Raw genomic sequence first — 26,014 nt, forward strand, 5'->3', positions numbered from 1 at the left:
TTTTATGACCAATGAGGAATGTTATCGATTAAGCCATCCGCAGCGAAGAATATGGTATACAGAAGTTATTCATTCTGATAAAGGAATATGTAATTTAAGATTTTTATTTAAACTTCATCGGAAAATGAATTATTCAAAATTAAACCAAGTTGTGAATCGCGTTATCAGTGAAAATGACGGTCTGTGCATTAGGTTAAAAGAAAATGGGCATCAGGAACCGAAACAATATTTTATTAAACATAAAGAACAAGAATTTGAGTTTTTTGATTTCAGTAATGTGGAGAATACAAATTTGCTTGAGGAATGGATTGAGCAGAAAACAAAAGACACGTTTACATTATTTAATTCAGATTTATACTATTTCGCTTTAATAAAATTAAACGATAATGAATGTGCAGTCTTTGGAAATGTTCATCATATTATTATGGATGGTTTATCAATTCAAATATTTACTGAGCAAATTGCAAAATATTATTATGAAATGCATAACGAGAATGAGGAAGGCGAAATTAAAAATTCATATGTTCAATTCCTGACCAATGAACAAACATACTTGAATAGTAGTCGCTTTCAAAAAGATCAAAAATTCTGGTTAGAGGAATTTAAAACACTGCCATCTGTGACTGGATTGAAGCCCTATAATACGTACCAAGTTAGCACTAAAGCATCACGTGAGACATTTATATTAACGGAGCATTTGAAGAGAAAGATAGAAAAATTTTCTGAAGATTACAAAATTAGTTTATACACTTTTTTTGTTGCTGCTTTCTCGTTGTCCATGTATCGGTGGACTTCATCGCTTGATATTGGTTTAGGAATGGCTTACGGCAATCGTATGACTAAAATGGAACGAAAATTGATTGGAATGATGGTGAGTACAGTTCCTTTAAGAATGGATATTGATCCAGAAGAAGTACTTTCATTTATTAGCAGGGTGTCCAGAAAACAAAGCAAATTATTGAGGCACCAGAAATATCCATTTGATTTGTTGTTAAAGCAGATTAATAAAGAGAATAATAGTAATGTGAGACTTTTCGGAACTACGATTGATTATAGGGATCGCGATGAAAGTGGTGACTCACTATGGATTCCAAACCATGAAGAGGTACAAGATTTTGCAGTGCATATTGAAAATCTAATTGATATTGACTCTTTACATGTACATATTGATTATCGTGAGGAGCTATTTTCTAAGGAAGAGATAAAACGGTTTTTTAACGTGATGTTAGCGATAATGGAAAACACTTTTGAAAAACCAAAGCAGAAGGTAGCTGAAATAGAAATCATTTCTGAGGAAGATAAAAGAATAAGTTTAGTTGAGTTCAACAATCCTAAACTAAATGTCCCACCTCAAGTAACTATTCATGAAATATTCGAACAGCAAGCGATGATTTATCCAAATACTATTGCAGTTACGTATGAACAAGAAAAAATTACTTATAAGGAGCTTAATGAACGTGCAAACCAGTTAGCTCATTATTTGCAGAAAAAGGGAGTAGGACCTGATACTTTAGTTGGAATATGCGTTGAACGTTCCCTCGAAATGATTGTAGGTATTTTAGGGGTTTTGAAGGCTGGTGGGGCTTATGTTCCACTCGATCCAACATATCCAGAGCAGCGACTTCAATATATTTTAGAAGATGCTAGCATTCAGTTATTCGTGACGCAAGAAAGTTTAAAAGAATTGAAATGGTTACCAGAAAATGTTGAGTCGATTTGCCTGGATCGTGATCAAGATGAGATTGGGAAAGAAAGTAAGACTTTGCCGCTTTCTGATGTCGGTCCCAAAAATCTGGCATATGTAATCTATACTTCGGGATCAACGGGAAATCCAAAGGGCGTTATGATAGAGCATCACAATGTCATTCGGTTATTTAAATCAACGGATTGTTGGTATCAGTTTAATGAAAAAGATACTTGGACGCTTTTTCATTCGTATGCATTTGATTTCTCAGTATGGGAAATTTGGGGAGCATTATTATATGGTGGAAAATTAGTTGTTGTTCCGTACTGGATTAGTCGATCACCTAAGGATTTTTATCAATTATTAGTGGAGGAAGAAGTCACAGTTCTAAATCAGACACCTTCCGCATTTCGACAATTAATACGAGTGTGTGAACAAGAAGATAAGAATAAAAATTTGCAGCTACGTTACGTAATATTTGGCGGAGAAGCATTAGAACCTATTAGCTTGTTACCGTGGTTTCAAAGGTATGGTGAGAAAAACCCACAGTTAATTAATATGTATGGAATTACAGAAACTACAGTTCATGTTACATATTATCCAATTACTCTAGATGATGTGCAGCATGCTTCAAGAAGTAATATTGGAAAGCGGATTCCCGATTTAGAAGTGTATATACTAGACGCTTATCAACAACCTGTTCCTATAGGTGTTGATGGTGAACTTTATATTGGTGGAGCAGGATTGGCACGTGGATATTTAAATAGACCTGAATTAACAGCAGAGCGTTTTATATCTCATCCATTTAGTAGTGATCCGAAAGCAAGATTATACCGGACAGGAGACTTAGCGAGGTATTTGCCAGATGGGAATTTAGATTATCGTGGAAGAATTGATCATCAGGTTAAAATACGTGGTTTCAGAATTGAAATTGGGGAAATTGAGTCTACTTTACATACATATGTATATGTAAAAGAGGCAGTTGTAATTGTAAGAGAAGATCAGCCAGGCGATAAAAGATTAGTAGCATATGTTGTAGGAGATGGAAATGTAGATGGGTGGAGAGAGTATCTTAAAGCGAAACTACCAAGTTATATGGTTCCTTCGGGATTTGTGGCGATGGAAGCTATTCCACTTACAGCTAACGGTAAAGTTGATCGTGAGGCCTTACCTATGCCGGAGGAAAAGCAGATTAATAGTGAATGTGTTGGCCCTCGGAATAGTAACGAACAGATACTGACTACCATTTGGAAGCGAGTATTAGGTGTTAAAAAGGTGGGAATCTATGATAATTTCTTTGAAATTGGTGGCGACTCGATTCTCAGTATTCAAATCATATCTCAAGCAAGTCAAGTGGGGTTAAAACTTACTCCAAAGCAAATGTTTGAATGCCCAACTATCGCTGAGCTGGCACAAGTGGCTATAGAAACGCAGGGAGTACAAGCGGAGCAGGGAATTGTGATAGGTGATGTGCCTCTTACTCCAATTCAGTGCTGGTTCTTCGAGCAAGAACATCCACATACAGAGCATTGGAATCAATCAATGCTTTTAAGAGTAAAAGAAAGATTGGATGTGAAATTACTAGAGGGAGCGATATTAAATTTACTCAAACATCATGATGCTTTACGTTTCCGGTACGAACAGTTACCAAACGGAACGTGGAGGCAGAGAAATGAAGAGACTGATGAGCTGTCAGTACTCCATGTTGTAAAACGGAATCAAGTTAATGAAAAAGAGTGGAATACAATAATACAAGAAGAAATGAACATTAATCAAGCTAGTTTCAATTTAGTTACTGGTCCGTTAATGAGAGTAGTGTACTTTGAAGATAACTTGACTGGAAATGATCGAATATTCTGGGTGATTCATCATTTAGTAGTAGATGGAGTGTCATGGAGGATTCTATTGGAAGATTTACAGGTGGTATATAACCAGATGAAACAAGGTCAAGAAGTTCGCTTACCTGCGAAAAGTACATCTTTTAAAGAGTGGTCTGAACGACTCCAGACATACAGTGATTCGGGTATTTCAAAAGAAGTACAAAATTATTGGAATCAACAAGTAGAAAAAGAAACGATGAAAATTCCAATGGACTATCCAATACAAGAAACGACAGAGGAATCGATTGATCAAGTGACGAGGACTTTAGGAATAGAAGAAACACATGAATTGTTACACGAAGTTCCAGTAACTCATAAGACAAGGATTGATGAGGTACTATTAACGGCATTAGGACAAGCTATCGTCGATTGTACAAATCAGCAAACCGTTTCTATTCATCTAGAAGGACACGGAAGAGAAGAGGTAATTGAAGGTATTGATTTATCAAGGACAGTGGGCTGGTTCACGAGTATTTATCCCGTTCATCTCAATTTTCAAGGAACTCAAACACCTATTGAAGGATTAAAGTCTGTCAAAGAACAATTGCGTCGAATCCCAAATCGCGGAGTTGACTATGGTATTTTACGTTACTTGAATAAAGGATTACTTCCGTTTTATCAGCAAAAGCCTTCAATAAGTTTTAACTATTTGGGCCAATTTGATCAGGTTTTCTCAAGGGAATCTTTGTTTATGCAAGAGACAGGATTTACATTTTTAGATCATGCTCCAGATTCCAAACCATCTCATCTAATTGATGTTATCGGAATGGTGAAAGATGAAAAGTTACATTTTGTTTGGATGTATAGTAGAGAACAGTTTTCTAAATTAAAAATTCAATTGATAGCAGATGGTATGTTGAGGCATCTTCGTCAACTTATAAATAAACCAACAACAGAGTCTGCTTTTACGGTATCAGATTTTGCTGATGCAGAGGATCTTACGGAAGAAAGCTTGAGCAAAGTATTACTTAAATTAAAAAAGAAGAGGGTGTAAAAATGGGAGACGTTATTGATATATATGGTTTATCACCTTTGCAAAAAGGAATACTGTTTCATACTTTATACGATCAAGATGATGAACATTCATTTTCCTATATTGTACAAGTAGGCTTCTTGCTCGGGGGGCAATTGGATATTGCTACTTTTGAAAAGGCCTGGGAATATGTTATTCATCGACATGAGGTTTTACGTTCAGTATTTGTGTGGGAGGAAGTAGAAAAACCACTACAAGCGGTTTACCAACGTCTTCCTTTTACTATTCATGAAGAGGATTGGAGCACCTATCCACATGATGAAAGGGCGAAGAAATTACAACAGTTTTTGAATGTAGATCGTAGAAAAGGATTTTTATTGGATGAAGCACCATTGATGAGAGTCACTGCGATTAAAGAGGCAAAAGAGGAAACGAGAATTATTTGGACACATCATCATATTTTGCTAGATGGATGGAGTGTGTCATTGGTCTTTAGTGAAGTGATGGAAGTTTATCTCAAGATGATAAAGGGAGAATTGTTGAATCTTCCTAAACCTCTTCCTTATAAAAAATATATTCAATGGATAAATAAACAAGATCAAAGTCAAGCAGAGGAATTTTGGAAAGAAGAATTAAAAGGGTTCTATGCACCTACTCCATTAGCAATGGAAAGAAAGGAACAAGGACAAGAGAAGGGTTATGGAGAATGTGCTTATCAAGTATCTGAGGAACTTACTGAGAGTTTACAAGAGTGGGTACGAAATAGTCGATTAACGTTGAATACGTTAGTACAAGGTGCATGGGCTTATTTGATGAGTAGGTATAGCGGTGACAGTGACGTCGTATTTGGCGTAACTAGCGCTGGGCGTCCTACTGATTTAATGGGAGCAGAGAATATGGTGGGGCTATTTATTAACACATTACCTACCAGAATTCGATTAACGGATAATACATCAGTAGTAGATTGGCTTCGTAAAATACAAATGAAAGAAATGGAACGAAGACAGTATGAGTATAATTCGTTGATAGATATTCAAGGCTGGAGTGAGGTTCCGCGAAATAGCTCCTTATTTCATACCTTGTATGTGTTTGAAAATTATCCAATTCAAGGTGAGAGAAATGATGATTTAAGATTACTAGATGTTACAAGCACGGAACAAACAAATTATCCTTTAACACTCATTGTAATGCCCGGTAAGAAAATTACTTTAAAGTTGATGTATGATCGAAGCTATTTTAATGAAGAAACAATAAATCTGATTCAGAATCACTTATTGCAAATATTAATTCAGATGACGAAGAGCCTAGATTCAAAACTATTTGAAATTACTCATTTAACAGAAGAAGAACAGATACAGTTACTAGAGGAATGGAATCATACTCAAGTTAATTATTCGGCTGAAGGCATGATTCATACGATGTTTGAGGAGCAAGTTAAAAAAACACCGGAAGCAATCGCGGCTAGTTACGAAAATGAACAAATTACATATAAAGAGTTGGAGAAGCGTGCAAATCAGCTAGCTCATTATTTACAAAAGCATGGTGTAGGCCCAGAGTCTCTAGTTGGAGTATATATGGAACGTTCATTACAAATGATGATAGCGTTATTAGGTATTCTAAAATCAGGAGCAGCGTATGTTCCACTTGACCCTACTTATCCAGAGAGTCGGCTTCGATATATATTAGAGGATGCTGGAATCGAAGTACTAGTGACGGAAGAGAATTCTAAAAATTTGTTTGTATCTGAAAATATAGAAACGATTTGTATGAATAAAGATTACACTGCAATTGAAAAAGAAGAATCAACCCCATGTATAAGTGGTGTAACAGGAGAAAATTTAGCGTATGTTATGTATACTTCAGGATCTACAGGGAATCCAAAGGGAGTAATGATTGAGCATCATTCAGTAATTAATTATCTAGAATGGATGCAACATAAATATCCGCTTTCTGAAAAGGATGTGGTCTTGCAGAAAACGCCATTCTCATTTGATGTCTCTGTTTGGGAATTGTTTTGGGGCATTCACGTTGGTGCCAGTGTATCTTTCCTACCTCCAGATGGAGAAAAAGATCCTTCTATTATAGCTGAAGTGATTAAACAACATCAGGTTACTATAGTTCAATTTGTACCTTCAATGTTATCTGTTTTCTTAGATCACTTCAATCGTATTGAATTGAACATGAATTGTTCGTCCGTACGCCATGTATTTTCTGGTGGAGAAGAACTAAGTTCAGGGTTAGTTAGACGATTTCAACAGAAATGGAATTATAGTGGACAAGTGAAATTAACCAACTTTTATGGACCAACTGAAGCCACTATTTATGTGAATGCATTTGATATTCAGCCTAATCAAGAATTTGTTTCTATTGGGCAGCCAATACAGAACACGCAATTATATGTATTAGACCAAAATCAACGCTTGCAATCAATAGGAATTGAGGGTGAGTTATATATTGGTGGTGCTGGTTTAGCACGTGGATACTTAAATCGTCCGAATCTTACTGCTGAAAAATTCGTTTCGCATCCATTCCAATTGGGGGAACGACTATATCGAACAGGAGATTCAGTAAGATATCTAACTGATGGAAATATAGAATTTATAGGTAGAATGGACCATCAAGTCAAAATGCGTGGTTTTAGGATTGAATTAGGAGAAATTGAAGCCACTTTAGAAAAATGTTCGTTTATTAAAGAGGCTGTCGTATTAGTTAGAGAAGATCGTCCAGGTGATCAACGATTGGTTGCATATGTAATAAGCGATGAAAATACCGAGGAGTGGAGAGAGTATTTACAAAAACAATTACCGAATCATATGATTCCAGCGCACTTTGTAGAGTTAGAACACTTCCCGCTTACTCCGAATGGGAAAATTGACCGAAAGGCCTTGCCAATACCTGATGAGCAAGCTATTGGAGATTTAAATGTTCTACCTCGGACGCCATCAGAAGAGCTTATTGCCTCGGTTTGGGGTCAAGTGTTAGGGATAGAAAATATTAGTATTCAGGATTCCTTCTTTGAACGTGGTGGGCACTCACTACTTGCTACTCAAATCGTCTCTCGGTTACAAGAACTGTTCCAAATTAAAATTCCATTACGTGAACTTTTCAAGCACGATACAGTGGAAGCATTGGCGAAACGAGTGGATCAGTTACGAAAAGAAGATAAAGAACGAGAGGTTGCTCCTCTTGTACCTATGAAACGAGAAGAAGTTATCCCACTTTCCTATGCGCAGAAACGTCTATGGTTTATTGATCAATTAATGCCAAATAGTGCGATGTACAATATTCATGCAGCGTGTCGCTTAACAGGTAAATGGTCAATTGAAGCATTGGAGGTCGGATGGAATCAATTGTTGGAGCGTCATGAATCATTAAGGACGACAATTCTAGAACAAGAGGATGAACCTTTTCAACAGGTTCAATCTCATGTGTTCAGACATATTCCTCAAACGAATCTAACAGATCTTTCTTTGGAAGATAGGGAAAGAGAAATGAAACGCCTTATTCAAAACGAGGCGGAGGAACCATTTCATTTGGGACAAGGTCCTCTGATTCGAACACGAATATTGAAAGTGGACAGGGAAGAATGGGTTCTCATTTGTACGATGCATCATATTATTTCAGATGGATGGTCAATGGGAATCTTACTTGAAGAATGGATGGCTTTTTATGAAGGAGCACTAACCGGAAAACCAGTGGAATTGAAGGAGTTATCTATCCAATATGCAGATTTTGTCATGTGGCAGAAGGAATGGCAAAAAGAGGAGAATTTGAATCAGCACCTTCAATATTGGAAGGAAGAATTATCTGGGGAACTACCGGTTTTACAATTACCGATGGATCGTCCTCGACCTGCAGTTCAAACCCATCGTGGTGCAAGTCAGTCCTTAATAGTGGCGAATTCCCTACAGGAAAAGCTCAAAGATTTAAGTCTGCAAGAAGGATGCACTTTATTTATGACATTGATGGCAGCGTATCAAAGCTTCCTTTCTCGTTATACAGGACAGGACGACATTATAGTTGGAAGCCCAATCGCTAATCGAAATGTGAAAGAGATTGAGGGATTAATAGGATTCTTTGCAAACACGTTGGTTTATCGAGCTGATTTCAGTGAAAATCCGACGTTCCAAGAACTTTTGTCGCAGGTAAGAAAAAAAGCGCTAAAAGCATACGAGTATCAGGACATCCCATTTGAGAAAGTGGTAGAATCCGTAAAACCTGAACGGAATACAAGTCATTCACCAATATTCCAAACTATGTTTACTTTACAGAATACGAAACAAGAGTTTCTTCAGCTATCTGAAAGACAAATGGAACTCATGGAAAGCCATGCTTCTGTTGCCAAATTTGATTTGAGTTTATTTGCTTCTGAGACGGAAGAAGGATTATCACTAACCTTTGAATATAATACTGATTTGTTTAATGATACAACCATTGAACGTATGGCAAGTCATTTTAAACATTGGTTAAATCAAATTGTCTCTCATCCAAAATGTGTACTATCAGAACTGAATATGTTATCGAAAGTAGAATATAAGCAACTACTAGAGGAATGGAATAAATCGCGTGTTATAGATATGGAAGAAAGTACGATTCATACAATGTTTGAAGAACAGGTGAAAAAAACACCAGAAGCAATTGCAGTAGTGTGCGAAGATGAAGAACTAACATATCGAGAGTTGGACGAACGCTCGAATCAGTTGGCACATTATTTACAAAAAAATGGTGTAACATGCGAATCATTAGTTGGGGTTTGCGTTACACGTTCATCCGAGATGATTGTCGGTCTTTTAGGAATTATGAAGGCGGGAGGGGCATATGTCCCAATTGATCCAGCGTATCCGGAAAGTCGACTGCAGTACATTTTAGAAGATGCTCAAATAAAGGTACTGGTGACGCAGGAAAAGTTACAACAAAAAATGGTTATACCTAAATTCGTCAACGTGATTTGTATTGATCGTAATCGAGCAGAAATAGAACAAGAAGTAACTACGGTATGTACGAGTGAAGTGACGGGCGATAACTTAGCCTATATTATCTATACTTCAGGTTCCACTGGAAATCCAAAGGGAGTAATGATTGAGCACAGGAATACAGTAACAATGATTCATTGGGCGCACCACACGTATTCCCGAAAGGAATTAGCGGGAGTGTTAGCTTCAACTTCGCTATCTTTTGATTTATCCGTTTTTGAAGTATTTGTTCCCTTAACGATGGGTGGTAAGGTGATTGTCACTGAAAATGCTCTACATCTAGAGAAGTTGTCTTCCAAAGGTGTGACTTTGGTTAATACTGTGCCATCGGCAGCAAAGGAACTGGTTCGAGCAAAAACAATACCTTCTTCGGTAAAGGTGATGAATTTGGCTGGAGAACCATTGCCATATTCGCTTGTTCAAGATTTATACGAGAGAAATACGATTGAAAAGGTGTACAACCTATATGGACCGTCCGAAGATACTACGTATTCCACGTATATGGAATTAGAAAAGGGTGTCATGCATAGGGTCCCACCGATTGGTAAACCAATATTCAATACAGAAGTATATGTACTAAGTGCTGAACAAAAAATGGTTCCAATTGGTGTAGTTGGTGAGTTGTACATTGGTGGATCAGGATTAGCACGTGGATATTTAAAGCGCCCTGACTTAACGAAAAATCGTTTTATACCGCATCCGTTTAAAGAAGGAGAGCGAATATACCGGACTGGAGATTTAGTAAGGTATTTGCCGGATGGAAATTTGGAGTATGTTGGGCGAATCGATCATCAGGTGAAAATTCGTGGGTTCCGGATTGAACTAGGAGAAATTGAAGCGATATTACAAAGGCATACACTAGTTAACGAAGCTATTGTGATGGTGCGGGAAGATTATCCTGGCGACCCACGTTTGATTGCCTATGTTGTAGGAGACGGAGATGCTCAAAAGTGGCGTGATTATCTCAAGGATCAACTACCAAATTATATGATCCCAGCCTATTTTGTTGGATTAAATGCATTTCCACTCACTCCTAATGGGAAAATTGATAGGAAGGCTTTACCAGCACCAGAGAAACAGGAGATAGCAAGTGGTTATATTGCTCCTCGTACGTCTACGGAAAAAACAATCGTTTCGATATGGCATGAAGTTTTAGGTATGGAAAACATCGGAATTCAGGATTCGTTTTTTGAAATTGGTGGCCATTCATTACTTGCTACGCAAGCTGTTTCTAATCTTAAAGAGGCTTTTGCAATCGACATACCATTGCATGATTTATTTATGTTTCATACGGTGGAGCAATTGGCAGAACAGATTGATCAATTGCTCGATAACAAAAATCAAGAAATGCAGAATGGTAGTAAGGAGAATGTAAGTCTTCAAGACTATATTCAAAAGGAAGCAGAAGTGAGTAATGATGAAGAATTACTGGAACTACTTAAGCAATTAGAAGAGCTATCAGAGGAAGAAGCACAAGGGATATTCGAGAGTAATTTGATTGAGGAAGGGGTAAAAAAATGAGAAGTGATTTACTTGCAAAGCTGAGTTCACTTTCTCCTGAGAAGAGAGCATGGCTTCAGAAGCAAATGCAAAAAAAGGAGAATAAAGAAGCACTCCCGTTGTCTTATGCACAACAACGTTTGTGGTTTATGGACAGATTTAATCCAAATAGTTCTTTATATAATATTCCAACGGTATGGCATCTAAAAGGAAATTGGATACCTGAAGCATTAGAAAAGGGATTCAATCGACTCATTGAACGCCATGAATCATTACGAACTGTTTTTAAAGAAGTAGGAGAACAACCTGTGCAACAAATTGTCGAATTCCTTCCTAGAGCATTACCTGTAAGAGATTACTCTCAACTTCCTCTAGAAGTAAAAGAAAAAGAGGTAGATAGTTTAATTGCGAGAGAAGCGCAAGAACCATTTAATTTAATGAATGGTCCTTTAGTTCGTAATCAGCTTGTTCAATTAGAGAAGGATGAATGGTTATTACTGTGTACGATGCATCATATTATTTCTGATGCTTGGTCCATTGGTATATTCATGAATGAATTACTTGCTTTCTATGAAGAAGAAACGGGCGGAAATCCTGCTAAATTAAGTTCATTATCCATTCAATATGCAGACTTTGCGAAGTGGCAAAAGGAGTGGTTGCAAGGTGATGTGCTAAATCGTCAGCTTACGTATTGGCAAGAAGAATTATCTGGTGAGCTTCCTATTTTACAACTGCCAGTGGATCGACCTCGACCGGTTAAGCAGACTTACTCTGGGGCTACGCATCACGTAATTTTTCCTTATAAATTGCTTAGTCAATTGAAGGATATAAGTCGACAAGAAGGATCTACTTTATTTATGACTTTAATGGCCGCATACCAGAGCTTTCTTGCTCGTTATACGGGACAAAAAGATATTCTAGTTGGTAGTCCGATTGCAAATCGGAACCATAAGGGAGTAGAAGGATTAATTGGTTTCTTTGTTAATACGTTGGTTTACCGATCAGATTTGAGTGGCATCCCTACTTTTCGAGAGATTTTGAACCAAACAAAGAAAAAGGCGTTAAAAGCTTACGAATATCAAGATATACCATTTGAAAAAGTGGTAGAAGCTGTGCAACCTGAACGAAGCACGAGTCATTCCCCTATATTTCAGACCATGTTTACGCTACAAAATATAAAACAAGAACGACTAGATTTGCCTGATAGAAGTATTGAAATGGTAGAAAGTAATATGTCTATTGCTAAATTTGATTTGAGCTTAACTGCCTATGAAGTGGAAGAAGGTCTATTCGTCTCATTTGAATACAACACGGATTTATTTGATAGTAGTACCATTGCACGTATGGCAGGACATTTTGAGAACTGGCTAAATGAAATCACGTATCATCCAGATGAATCATATACAAAGCTGTCAATGTTATCGGATACTGAGCAAAAACAACTCCTAGAAGAATGGAATGATACGGACGTAGTTTATGGTCATGATTGTATGATTCATGAGCTATTTGAGCAGCAAGTTGCACGGACACCTAATGCAGTGGCGGTAGTTTATGAGGGTGGAAAGCTAACGTATCAAGAACTGAATGAAAAATCGAATCAATTGGCACATTTTCTACAAAAACGAGGTATCGGACCTGAATCATTAGTGGGTATATGTATTGAACGTTCTCCTGATATGATTATTGGTCTCTTTGGGATTTTGAAAGCAGGTGGGGCTTATGTCCCACTGGACCCAAGTTATCCCGAAAACCGCCTGAGATACATTTTGGAGAATTCACAAATTCAAGTGCTGTTAACAAAAGAGGCACTACAGGACTGGTTACCTAAAGATATTCGAGCAATTTGTTTAGACCGGGATCAAGTAATGATTTCTAAAGAGAGTAATTTAGCTCCGGTGAGTGGAGTAACAGCAAATAACTTAGCCTATATTATATACACTTCGGGTTCGACGGGAAATCCAAAGGGGGTAATGATTGAACATCATTCCGTTATCAACCGTCTACAGTGGATGCAGAAAAAATACCCATTGTCCGAGGACGATACAATCCTACAAAAGACACCGTTTTCATTTGATGTTTCTGTCTGGGAATTATTTTGGTGGTCATTTGTAGGAGCACGTGTTTGTTTACTTCCACCAGGAGGAGAGAAAGATCCTGCGGTGATTGAGGAGTATATTGAACGATATCGTGTGTCCACCATGCACTTTGTTCCGTCGATGTTATCTACTTTTTTAGATTATATGGAACTATATAATTCGAAAAGGGATGTATCGTCTTTAATTCAAGTTTTTACTAGTGGAGAAGCGTTAAACACTGAGCAGGTTCGCCGGTTTAAGGGGATCTTTTACAATGTTCAGCAAACAAAGTTAATTAACTTGTATGGTCCTACTGAAGCGACTGTGGATGTGACTTATTACGATTGTGATTTAGAAAAAGAGGCAATGCTTATTCCGATTGGTCGTCCGATTGATAATACAGAGTTGTATGTGTTAGATCAATATCAACAAGTGGTCCCGATTGGTGTGGCAGGGGAACTTTACCTTGGAGGAGTAGGATTGGCACGTGGCTACTTCAATCGACCGGATTTAACTACTGAACGTTTTATTCCGCATCCTTTTAAGGACGGGGAACGATTATATCGAACGGGTGACTTGGTGAGATATATGAATGATCGTAACTTAGAATATATTGGAAGAATAGATAACCAAGTCAAAATTAGAGGATTCCGAATTGAATTGGGAGAAATTGAAGCAGCTTTACATGATCACTCATCTGTAAAAGAGGCAGTCGTGTTGGTGAAGGAAGATCGACCAGGAGATAAGCAGTTAGTAGCTTATGTAGTGGGTGAAGGGGATACTGGAGAGTGGCGTGAATATCTCAAGAAGCAATTACCACATTATATGGTTCCGGCATACTTTTTCCAAATTGAAGGTATGCCACTCACTCCAAATGGTAAAGTGAATCGGAAAGCATTATTGGAATTAGAAGAACAGTTCATAAGTGAAGATATTACTTCATCACGAACACCAGTGGAGGAGCTCATTGTTTCCGTTTGGAGCCAAGTGTTAGGAATAAAAAATATTAGTGTGCAGGATTCCTTTTTTGAAATCGGTGGTCATTCACTACTAGCTACTCAAGTAGTGTCACGTTTACAGGAAATTTTTCAAATCGAATTACCAGTACGTGAACTATTTGAATATACAACGGTGGAGTCACTGGCAAAGCGATTAGAACAGCTACGTAAAGGAGATAAAAAACGAGAGATTCCGCCACTAATACCGATGGAGCGAGGAGAAGCTATTCCATTATCTTATGCCCAACAACGTTTATGGTTTATTGATCAATTTACACCTAATAGTGCCCTTTACAATATGCCAATGGTATGCCGTCTTACAGGGAATTGGCTACTTGAAGCATTGGAAACGGGATGGAATCAACTAATAGAACGTCATGAATCACTGCGGACGGTCTTTCAAGAAGTGAATGGTCAACCCGTACAGCAAATTAAATCGTATGCTTTTCAATCAATTCCGAAAACGGATTTAACTATGCTTTCTTCTGAAGACCGAGAAGAAGAGGTTAAACGTTTCATTCAACAAGAAACAGAAGTGCCATTTGATTTAACAGAGGGTCCATTAATCAGGACGAGTATTTTGCACGTGGGAGAGGAAGAATGGATACTCCTTTGTACTTTACATCATATCATTTCAGATGGATGGTCAATGGGAATCCTACTTGAAGAATGGATGGCATTTTATGAGAAAGCAACGGATGGAAAGGTGGCGGAACTTGAACCATTACCGGTTCAATATGCCGACTTTGCTCAGTGGCAAAAAGGATGGCTGAAGGAGGAAGTGCTTGATCAACAACTTCAATATTGGAGGGAAGAATTGTCTGGGGAGCTTCCTGTACTCCAACTTCCTATGGATCGCCCGCGTCCTGCAATACAAACTCATCACGGGTCGACATACACTCTAGTTTTGCCAAGCACGCTACATGATAAATTGAATGAACTTAGCCGAAAAGAAGGGGCTACACTCTTCATGACGCTGTTGGCTGCGTATCAAAGTTTTCTATCTCGTTATACGGGACAAGAAGATATTTTGGTCGGAAGCCCAATTGCGAATCGGAATTATAGAGAAATTGAAGGACTAATTGGTTTCTTCGTTAACACGCTGGTTTATCGAACTAATTTGAGTGGTGGACCGACATTTCAAGATGTACTGTATCAGGTTCGTCAAAAGGCATTGAAGGCGTATGAATATCAAGATATCCCATTTGAAAAAATTGTAGAAGTTGTGCAACCGGAGCGAAGTACAAGTCATTCGCCAATCTTCCAGACTATGTTCATCTTGCAAAATATGAAACAAGAGTTTCCGGTGTTATCTAGTAGAAGTATTGAAATGATAGAAAGCCATAGTCCAATTGCAAAGTTTGATTTAAGTGTGATGGCAGTTGAGACAGAAGAGGGATTACTTTTTACTTTTGAATACAATAAGGATTTATTCAATGCTACTACTATTGAACGGATGGCAGGACACTTTGAGAAATGGCTATATGAAGTTTCTCATCGCCCACAAAATCCGTTGCATGACCTGAGCATGCTATCGGAACCCGAGCGTAATTTGTTATTAGAAACATGGAATGACACTGTAATGGAAATGTCCCATCAGGGTCTTATTTGCGAAAGATTTGAGGAGCAAGTAGCAATGCGTCCTGATGCGATTGCGATAGTTGATCAAACAAAACAGTGGACTTATGGTGAACTGGATATACAAGCAAATCAGTTGGCAAATGTTTTACAGCGAAAGGGAGTAGCCCCAGAGTCAGTGGTGGGAGTTTATCTTCCGAGGTCAGCAGAGCTAATGGCAAGTTTACTAGGCATTTTAAAAGCTGGTGGAGCTTATGTTGTTTTAGACCCGTTGTATCCAAAATCAAGGTTAGAATACATGATTGAAGATGCAGGAATTCAATTTGTAGTGACGGCGGAAGTACAAGAAGGACATTTCGCACACGTCGAAATGGTGAGGTTAGAAGAATTAACGGTGGAAAGCGTAATTGCACCTACACGTCAAATAAATCCAGAGAACTTAGCCTATATTGTCTATACCTCTGGTTCTACAGGAAAACCGAAGGGTGTTATGGTTGAATATCGCTCATTAATGAATATGGTTTCTTGGCATCAAGAAGTTTATCGTATTTCAGCAGAGGATCGTGCGACTCAGATTGCAGGGGTTGCTTTTGATTCGGCTGTCCAGGAGATTTGGCCGTATCTAACTGCTGGTGCAGCACTCTACTTGTCAACAGAGGAACTGAGAATTAATCCAGAAGCACTAAGGGACTGGCTCATTGATTCACGAATAACAGCTAGTTTTGCACCTACGCCTATTCTGGAAAGACTCTTGAAATTATCTTGGCCAGATAAAACGGATCTTCGTTTTATCATTACTGGTGGGGATCAATTAACACAGTATCCATCTAACGATATTCCTTTTGCGGTAATTAATCAGTATGGTCCATCGGAAAATACCGTTGTTACCACAGATTGTTATGTACCTGTAGGAGTGACAACAGGTACGCCATCGATTGGTCGACCGATTGCGAATACAGAAGTTTATGTGTTAGATTCTCATCTTCAGCTAGTACCAATTGGTGTAATTGGAGATCTCTATATTGGAGGGAAGAGTCTTGCACGTGGATATGCTAATCGTCCGGATCTTACAAAGGAAAAATTTATTCCACATCCTTTCAAGTCAGGAGAACGTCTCTATTATACAGGAGACAAAGCAAGTTATCTTTCTGATGGTAATCTCCAGTTCCATGGACGTATAGATGACCAAGTGAAAATTCGTGGTTTCCGGATTGAATTGGGAGAAATAGAAGCTGTTTTGCAGGCGCATTCTTCTGTGAAAGAAGCTGTTGTATTGGTGCGAGAGGATAATCAAGGTGATAAGAGATTAGTAGCTTATGTAGTTGGTGAAGGAAGTGTCCATGAATGGCGAGAACATCTACAAACACATTTACCTAATTACATGGTTCCAACAAACTTTATTGAGATGGAATTTTTACCACTTACACCGAATGGAAAACTTGATTTGAAGGCATTGCCTATACTTAGTGAACAATCCGCTGAAAATACTGTATACCCAAGAACTCCGCTGGAAGAACTTATTGCTTCAGTGTGGAGTCAAGTGCTAGGAATAAGAGACATTGATGTTCAGGATTCATTCTTTGAGCTCGGTGGTCACTCTCTACTTGCTACACAAGTGGTCTCACGCTTACAGGAAGTCTTTCAAATCAAATTGCCAGTACGTGAACTGTTCGAATATTCAACGGTCGAAGCATTATCGAAACGAATAGATCAGTTACGTAAGGGGAGCGAAAAACGAGAAATTCCACCATTGATGCCGATGGAACGAGGGGGAAATATTCCACTGTCTTATGCCCAACAGCGCTTATGGTTTATTGATCAATTTGCACCTAATAGTGCACTTTATAATATGCCAATGGCATGCCGTCTTACAGGGAATTGGTTACCTGAGGCATTGGAGTTGGGATGGAATCAGTTGATAGAGCGTCATGAATCTTTGCGGACTGTATTTTATGAAGAGGATGGCCATCCTATGCAGCAGATTCAACCGTACGTTTTCCGTCCGCTTCTGCAAATGGACTTAACTAAGCTTTCATTAGAGGAGCGAGAAAGAAAGTTGGAGCAATGGATTCAAACTGAAGTCGAATCTCCATTTGATTTAGAACAAGGGCCATTGTTCCGTGGGAAACTCATAAGAATTTCAGAAGAAGAATGGGTTCTTTTGTGTAATATGCATCATATTATCTCGGATGGATGGTCGATGGAAATCTTGCTTCAAGAATGGATGGCATTTTATGAGAATGCGATTGGTGAAAAACAAGCAGAGCTGGAACCACTACCAGTTCAATATGCCGATTTTGCTCAGTGGCAAAGAGAATGGTTGAAAGATGAAGTACTATATCAACAACTTGCATATTGGAAGGAAGAATTATCTGGTGAGTTACCAGTCTTAATGTTGCCCATGGATCGTCCGCGTCCGCCAGTGCAAAACCATCATGGATTAACTCATAATGTTTTGTTATCGCGCTCATTACTGGACAAATTAAACGAACTAAGTCGTCAAGAAGGGGCCACACTTTTCATGACCTTATTGGCATCGTATCAAAGTTTCCTTTCTCGTTATACAGGACAAACGGATATTATTGTTGGCAGCCCAATTGCAAATCGAAATTATCAAGAAATTGAAGGACTGATTGGTTTCTTTGTCAATACATTGGTTTATCGAGCTGATTTAAGTAATGCACCGGCATTTCAAGAGTTGTTGTCTCAAGTACGGATAAAAGCATTGAAGGCGTATGAGTATCAAGATGTTCCGTTTGAGAAAATTGTAGAGGTTATCCAACCTGAACGAAATACAAGCTATTCTCCGATTTTCCAAACCATGTTTACTTTGCAAAATGCGGGACAGAAGCTACCAGAACTACATGGAAGAAATATAGAAGTAATGGAAAGTAATGCTCCAATCGCTAAGTTTGATTTAAGTTTAACTGCTGCAGAAGTGGAAGAGGGTTTATTACTTACTTTTGTTTATAGAACTGATTTATTTGATAGCTTAACTATTGAATCCATGGCTGAACATTTTGGGAACTGGTTGAATGTAATCGTGGAGAATCCTGATAAATCATTAGCTAAGTTGCCTATATTAACAGGATTACAGCAAAAACAGTTGGAAGAGTGGAATAATGATGCTGTAGCATATCCGCAGGAAAGTACGATTCATCAGCTGTTTGAAGAGCAAGTAAATCGTACACCTGATGCGGTAGCAGTGGTAGATGAAAAACAGCAGTTAACGTATCGAGAGCTGAATGAAAAAGCTAATCAATTGGCCCACTATCTTCAGCAATGCGGGATTGGGAATGAATCATTGGTTGGACTTTGCTTTGAGCGTTCAGTTGAGATGATTGTTAGTATTATGGGGATTTGGAAGGCTGGAGCAGCCTATGTTCCATTAGACCCATCATATCCAGAAAGTCGTCTACGATATATTTTGGAGGACACTGGAATTCAAGTATTAGTTACGAACGAGTTATTGGAAGACTGGATACCTAAAGAAATCAAGATAGTTTGTCTAGATAGGGATCAAGCAATGATTTCACAAGAAAGCATTCTTTCACCAAAATGTGAAGTAACAGGAGAAAACTTAGCGTATGTTATCTATACTTCAGGATCAACGGGGAATCCAAAGGGTGTCTTGATACAGCATCATTCTGTACTAAACTTGTCGCATGGTTTACAAAAAGAAGTTTTCGAACATGAGATACCATCTAACATGCATGTCGGTTTAAATGCGTCAATTGCCTTTGATGCATCTATCCAGCAATTACAAATGCTGCTTTATGGTTCAAGTTTGTATATTATTCCGAATGAAGTACGAAGTGATCCGGAGCAGTTTGTAGCTTATATTAGGGAGAACAAGTTAGAAATCTTTGATATAACACCTTCATTGCTTCAATTACTTATAGATGCCGGATTGTTAGAAACGTGCGATGGCGTTCATGTTCCAAGTAAGGTACTGGTTGGTGGTGAAGCAATTATGCCGTCATTATGGGAACAGCTAGTAGAGACTGATAAAATACAGTTTTATAATGTATATGGTCCTACAGAATGTACGGTTGATGCAACATGCTATCATATCAAAAAAGATAGTAAGAGAGTAACAATTGGGCGTCCATTGCCTAACGTCCAAACTTATGTATTAGATAGTAATAGGTTTCCAGTTCCAGTTGGTGTGATGGGGGAACTTTATATCGGAGGAGCAGGTCTAGCAAAGGGGTACTTGAATCGTCCAGAGTTAACATCCGAACGATTTATTTCTCATCCATTCAAAGAAGGCGAGAGGTTATATAGAACAGGCGATCTTGTGAGATATCTTCCTGATGGTAATATAGACTACTTAGGAAGAATGGATAATCAAGTGAAGATTAGAGGATTTCGAATCGAACTTGGGGAGATTGAGTCGACTTTACAAGAGCATGACTTGGTAAAAGAGGTAGTTGTAATAGTTAGGGAAAATCAGTCGGGAGATAAGAGGTTAGTAGCTTATGTAGTGGGCGAAGGTAGTGTAGAAGAATGGCGAGAGTATCTTAAAACAAAACTGCCAATCCATATGATACCTTCCTACTTTGTCGAAATGAAAGAATTCCCGCTAACCATAAATGGAAAGGTTGATCGGAAATCGTTACCTATACCAGATTATCAAGGAACACAAGAAGGCTACGCGGCCCCAAGAAATGAACGTGAACATAAGCTTTCTATGATTTGGGAACGTGTGCTAGGTTCAAAACGTATTGGTATTTATGATAACTTTTTTGAAATTGGTGGAGATTCAATTCTTAGCATTCAGATTGTCTCTCGCGCAAAGCAAGCTGGTTTACAGTTGACACCAAAACAACTATTTGAACACCAAACGATTGCTGAGTTGGCGCAAGTAGTCAAAGAAGAACAAGGTGTACAAGCTGAACAAGGAATTATAACTGGAGAGACGATACTTACACCTATTCAGCAAAGGTTTTTTGCACAAAATCATCCTAATCCACATCATTGGAATCAATCCATGTTCTTTAGAACGAAAGAAAAATTGGACATAGGATCACTGGAAAAGGCGGCAGGTAACCTTCTACTTCATCATGATGCCCTGCGTTTAAGATATGAACGTTTACCTAATGGGACTTGGGAACAGTGGAATGAAGGAATTGAAGAACAATTGATGCTGACTGTCATTTCATTAGACGAAGTGCCGGAAGCGGATTGGCATGAAGTTATTCAAAAAGAGATTAATGTTGCACAAGAAAGATTGAATTTACATGATGGTCCTTTAATGAGAATGGTGTATTTTGATGAAGGTGAGGAGACTGGCCGATTATTTTGGACAATTCATCACTTAGCCGTGGATGGTGTTTCTTGGCGAATTTTATTGGAAGATTTGCAAACAGCATATACGCAAGCGGTCCAAGGGCAAAAAATTCAATTACCTATGAAGAGTACATCTTTTAAAGAATGGTCGGAGAAATTACATCATTACGCTGAAACTGGAATATCAAAAGAAGTGCTACATTACTGGGAGCAGCAGGTTGAACAAGACGTAGTTATACTGCCAGTAGATGGTACTATAAGTAATCCAGTAAGCGCAGTAACTGAGGAAATTACTGTGGTGTTAAACGAGAATGAGACCCGTATGTTATTGCAAGAGACTTTAAGCACTCACCGTGTCAAAATCAATGAAGTATTATTAGCAGCATTGGTACAAGCTACAGCAGCATGTACGGGACAGCCGATATTAAGCGTAGATTTAGAGGGACATGGTCGAGAAGAGATTATTGAAGATGTTGATTTATCGAGAACCGTGGGATGGTTTACAAGTATTTACCCAGTTCATTTAAATATTACTAATGCTAATACGCCAATTGCAGCATTAAAAGCAGTTAAAGAACAAGTTCGCAAAATTCCTAATAAGGGTGTTGATTATGGGGTGTTGCGTTACATGAACGCAACAATGTGTGAGCCATTAAGCTCCCAATATACACCGTCTATTAGTTTTAACTATCTTGGACAATTTGACCAAATGTTTTCTAGCGATGCAATGTTTATTCCAGAGAACGAATTTAAGCGTTTAGATCATGCTGCCGGTTCCAAGCGATCGCATGTAATTGATGTAATTGGGGTTGTAACGGATGGAAAACTTCAGTTCACTTGGGTATACAATGTTGGACAATTTGCCAAATCAACGATTCAAAGTATTGCACAGAATATGCTATATCAACTGAGTAGATTGATTCAATCTTCAGATAGAGAATCTGCACTGACCATTTCGGATTTTGCAATGGCTAATCTTAGCCAAGAAGGTTTGACAAATGTACTAAACAAAATGCATCGTGGAAAGAACAATCAGATTACTGATTTATATCCACTATCACCTTTGCAAGAAGGTATGATTTTCCACACATTGCATGATCAAGGGGATGAACATGTTGCACCGTATATAGTGCAATTGAGTTTTATGATTCAAGGGGAAATGGATATTCCTACTTTTGAGCAGGCGTGGAAATCTGTAATTCAGCGGCATGAAATTTTTCGTACAGCATTTGTATGGGACGAAATTGAAAAACCTGTACAAGTGGTGTATGAAAATATCCCATTTAAAGTGAACAAAGAAGACTGGCGTACAATGACAAGTGAAGAGATAGCGGAAAAAAGAAAAGTCTTTTTGGCATTAGATCGAAAACAAGCCTTCCAATTTGATGAAGCACCATTGATGCGGGTAACAGTCATTCAAGAAGGTGAGGAAGAATATCGGATTGTTTGGACCCATCACCATATTTTACTGGATGGATGGAGTTTACCATTGGTCTTTAATGAATTACTTACAGTCTATCAGAAGAGAATGAATGGAGAAGCTGTGAAGTTACCTAAGTCCTCACCATATAAGAAATATATCCAATGGTTAAGAGAACAAGATAAGGAGCAGGCGGAACAATTCTGGAGAGAGAAGCTAAAAGGTTTTACTGCGCCAACTTTGCTGGGCTTAGAAAGTAAAGAGGAAGAAAAAGGTTACACAGAGAAGGTTACGTATTTATCAGAAGAGCAGACTCAAGCGTTACAAGGATGGGCGAAACGCAATAAACTTACTTTGAGTACAGTAATTCAAGGGGCATGGGCATATCTCATGAGCCGATATAGTGGAGAAAATGACATTGTTTTTGGTGTAACAAGCTCAGGGCGTTCTACGGAGATTATTGATGTTGAAAACATCGTAGGTCCTTTCATTACAACGTCACCGACGCGAATTCAATTGATGGATGATATAAAATTAATAGATTGGTTGCAGAAGATACAAGAGGAAGAGATAGAAAGAAGACAATATGAGTATGCTTCTTTGACAGAGATTCAGGGGTGGAGTGAAGTTCCTAGAGGAATACCGCTGTTCAATAGTTTATATGTGTTTGAAAATTATCCAGTGAAAGAGGAGTCTTCAGAAAATCTGGAAATTGGTGAATTGGAAGGGGTAGAACAAACCCACTACCCATTAGGGTTAGCTGTAGTTCCAGGAATCCAGTTATCGTTAAAGTTAATGTATGACCGTAGTAAGTTTAATAGAGTAACCATTGAACGAATGCTGGGTCATTTACACCAAGTGTTAATGCAAATGCTCAAAAACATTGATCAAAATCTATCGGAGCTAGTATATATTACGGAAGCTGAACAAAGAAAGCTATTGGAAGAATGGAATAATAATACTATATCCTATCCACGTCAAAATGTAATTCATCAACTATTCGAAGAGCAAGTAAATCGTACACCTGACGCGTTGGCAGTAGTAGATGAAAAACAGCAACTAACATATCGAGAGCTGAATGAAAGAGCTAATCAATTAGCCCATCATTTACAGAAATGTGGAATTGGGACAGAGTCATTAGTTGGCCTCTGCTTTGATCGATCAGTTGAGATGATTGTTGGTCTCATGGGAATTTGGAAGGCTGGAGCAGCCTATGTTCCATTGGATCCATCGAATCCAGAAAGCCGCCTGCAATATATTTTACAAGACACGGGAATTAAAGTTTTAGTTACAAATGAGGTATTACTAGGATGGATACCTAAAGACATCAAGACAGTTTGCCTAGATAGGGACCAAGCAATGCTTTCTCAAGAAAGCAAACTTTCACCAATATGTGAGGTAACAGGGGAAAACTTAGCGTATGTTATCTATACTTCTGGTTCGACAGGGAATCCAAAGGGGGCTTTAGTACAGCACCATTCTGTAATAAACCTATCCTATGGTTTACAAAAAGAAGTTTTCTCACATGACATACCTAGTAATATGCGCGTCGGTTTGAATGCGTCAATTGCCTTTGATGTATCTATTCAGCAATTACAAATGTTGCTTTATGGTTCAAGTTTATATATTATCCCAAGTGAAGTTCGCACTAATCCGGAACAATTTGTGTCCTATATTAGGGAGAATAAATTGGAAATGTTTGATATGACACCTTCATTACTTCAATTACTTATAGATGGAGGATTGCTAGAAATAAGTGCTGATGTTCATGTACCAAGTAAGATATTAGTCGGTGGTGAAGCAATTATGCCGTCATTATGGGAACAGCTAGTAGAGACAGAAAAAATTGATTTTTATAATGTATACGGTCCTACAGAATGTACGGTTGATGCAACATGCTATCATATCAAAAAAGATAGTAAGAGAGTAACAATTGGCCGTCCGTTGCCGAACGTTCAAACTTATGTATTAGATAAAAATTTGTTACCTGTTCCAGTTGGTGTAACAGGTGAGCTATATATTGGGGGTGCAGGTATAGCGAGAGGATACTTGAATCGCCCAGAATTAACAGCAGAGCGATTCATCCGTCATCCATTTAATGAAGAAGAACGTTTATATCGTACGGGAGATTTGGTTCGTTATTTACCTGATGGTAATTTAGATTACTTGAGAAGAATTGATAATCAAGTGAAAATTAGGGGCTTTCGTATTGAACTTGAAGAGATTGAAGCGAGTATAGAGAGGCATCCATTGGTAAAAGAAGCAGTAGTTTTGGTAACAGAGGATAAATTAGGAGAGCAGAGATTGGTTGCTTATGTAGTTGGAGATGTTAGTATGCATGAGTGGCGTGAGTATCTCAAGACACAAGTACCAAATTATATGGTTCCCGCTCACTTTATTAAGGTAGACGAGATTCCTCTTACAACAAATGGCAAAGTTGATCGAAAGGCATTGAACAATTTAACTATTTTAAGAGAAAATAACTTCTCTACACCAATCATTCCAAGGGATGAAATTGAATATCAGTTGATTAAAATCTGGCAGGATGTGTTACAGATAGAAGATGTTTATGTAAATGATGATTTCTTTAATAGAGGAGGACACTCTCTCCTTGTAATTAAATTAGTTTCAAAAATTAGGGAGAAGTTTGGAAAAGAGATTAAGGTGTCTACATTGATTAAGAATCCAACAGTGGAAGGAATCGCATGCCTTATTCGTGATAAGCATGATATGACGAAATCAGTAGCAGCGCTAGTTTCACTACAAGAATCAGAGAAAAGACCTTTCTTCTGCGTTCATCCGTTTATGGGGAATGTATTCTGTTACATTCAACTAGCAAGATTGCTTAAGAGCCATTGTTCATTTTATGGTTTACAGAATCCTCTTATAGAAAAGAAAGAAATTGACGAGTTAACTTTGCCGGAAGTAATTCAACTTTACATCGAAGAAATAAAACGTGTTCAGCCAGAAGGTCCATATCGTCTTGGAGGATGGTCTTTAGGCGGTGCGATTGCTTATGAAATCGCAACTGTACTAAGGAGTCAAGGTGAGGAAGTTGAGTTGTTGATACTAATGGATACTAAAGTACCTTCAGAGCAGGACTATAAAACAACGGAGGATATGCTCTCATATATATATGAGCATTTCATTCCTAGAGATTTTACTGAGCAGGAAGAAGGCCTCTTCCATAAACAAGATATGCTTGTAGAGCGATTAATTATGGAAGGAGTACTCCCGCCTGATGCAGATCTTATCAATTTGAAGCAAGTTATCAATGCTCATAGGAAATGCCTGAATATAATGGCAGAGCATGATTTAATACCATACTCTGGAGAAGTTCTCTACTTTAGTGCTGAGGAAGGAAAAGAGTTGTTTACAGATTGGGGACCTTTATTAAAAGGAAGAGTAAATAAGTATTCTGTCCCTGGATCACATGAGGAAATAGTAGACTTCCCCGCAGTTGAAAAGATAGCTAAGTACCTATTAAATGAATTTGAAGAGATAAAAGAAACATCCCTTTCATTAACTGAAAAGTAGAGAGCGCAAAAGATGCAACGCAATGAACGAAAAGGAGAGACCAATACCTGCATGCATATCAAGTGTAGGGAATAATGAATATATTAAGAGCATTACTTTTTAAG

Annotated in this window: 3 protein-coding genes; all 3 read left to right on the forward strand. The window is 38.2% G+C overall.

Features of this window, described 5'->3' with window-relative positions:
* Positions 1 to 4 precede the first annotated feature (4 nt).
* From NZ044_RS12195 to NZ044_RS12205, 3 genes are read left to right on the forward strand one after another with little or no spacing between them, the layout of a single operon-like run.
* Positions 5 to 4,558: an amino acid adenylation domain-containing protein gene (locus NZ044_RS12195; RefSeq protein ID WP_340949765.1), complete on the forward strand. Its 4,554-nt coding sequence runs from the start codon at positions 5 to 7 to the stop codon at positions 4,556 to 4,558.
* Between the two features lie 2 nt (positions 4,559 to 4,560).
* Positions 4,561 to 11,031: a non-ribosomal peptide synthetase gene (locus NZ044_RS12200; protein ID WP_097825748.1), complete on the forward strand. Its 6,471-nt coding sequence runs from the start codon at positions 4,561 to 4,563 to the stop codon at positions 11,029 to 11,031.
* The gene (locus tag NZ044_RS12205; RefSeq protein ID WP_118961934.1) at positions 11,028 to 25,910 is read left to right on the forward strand and encodes a non-ribosomal peptide synthetase; all 14,883 of its coding nucleotides are present in this window, start codon (positions 11,028 to 11,030) and stop codon (positions 25,908 to 25,910) included. The genes NZ044_RS12200 and NZ044_RS12205 overlap by 4 nt, the downstream gene beginning before the upstream one ends.
* Positions 25,911 to 26,014 lie beyond the last annotated feature (104 nt).

It is taken from the genome of Bacillus sp. FSL K6-1338 (assembly GCF_038006965.1).
Taxonomy (GTDB): domain Bacteria; phylum Bacillota; class Bacilli; order Bacillales; family Bacillaceae_G; genus Bacillus_A; species Bacillus_A thuringiensis_S.

Coding starts and splice junctions, on each gene's coding strand:
- NZ044_RS12195 (WP_340949765.1), top strand. CDS start 5: ATGACCAATGAGGAATGTTATCGATTAAGCCATCCGCAGCGAAGAATA.
- NZ044_RS12200 (WP_097825748.1), top strand. CDS start 4,561: ATGGGAGACGTTATTGATATATATGGTTTATCACCTTTGCAAAAAGGA.
- NZ044_RS12205 (WP_118961934.1), top strand. CDS start 11,028: ATGAGAAGTGATTTACTTGCAAAGCTGAGTTCACTTTCTCCTGAGAAG.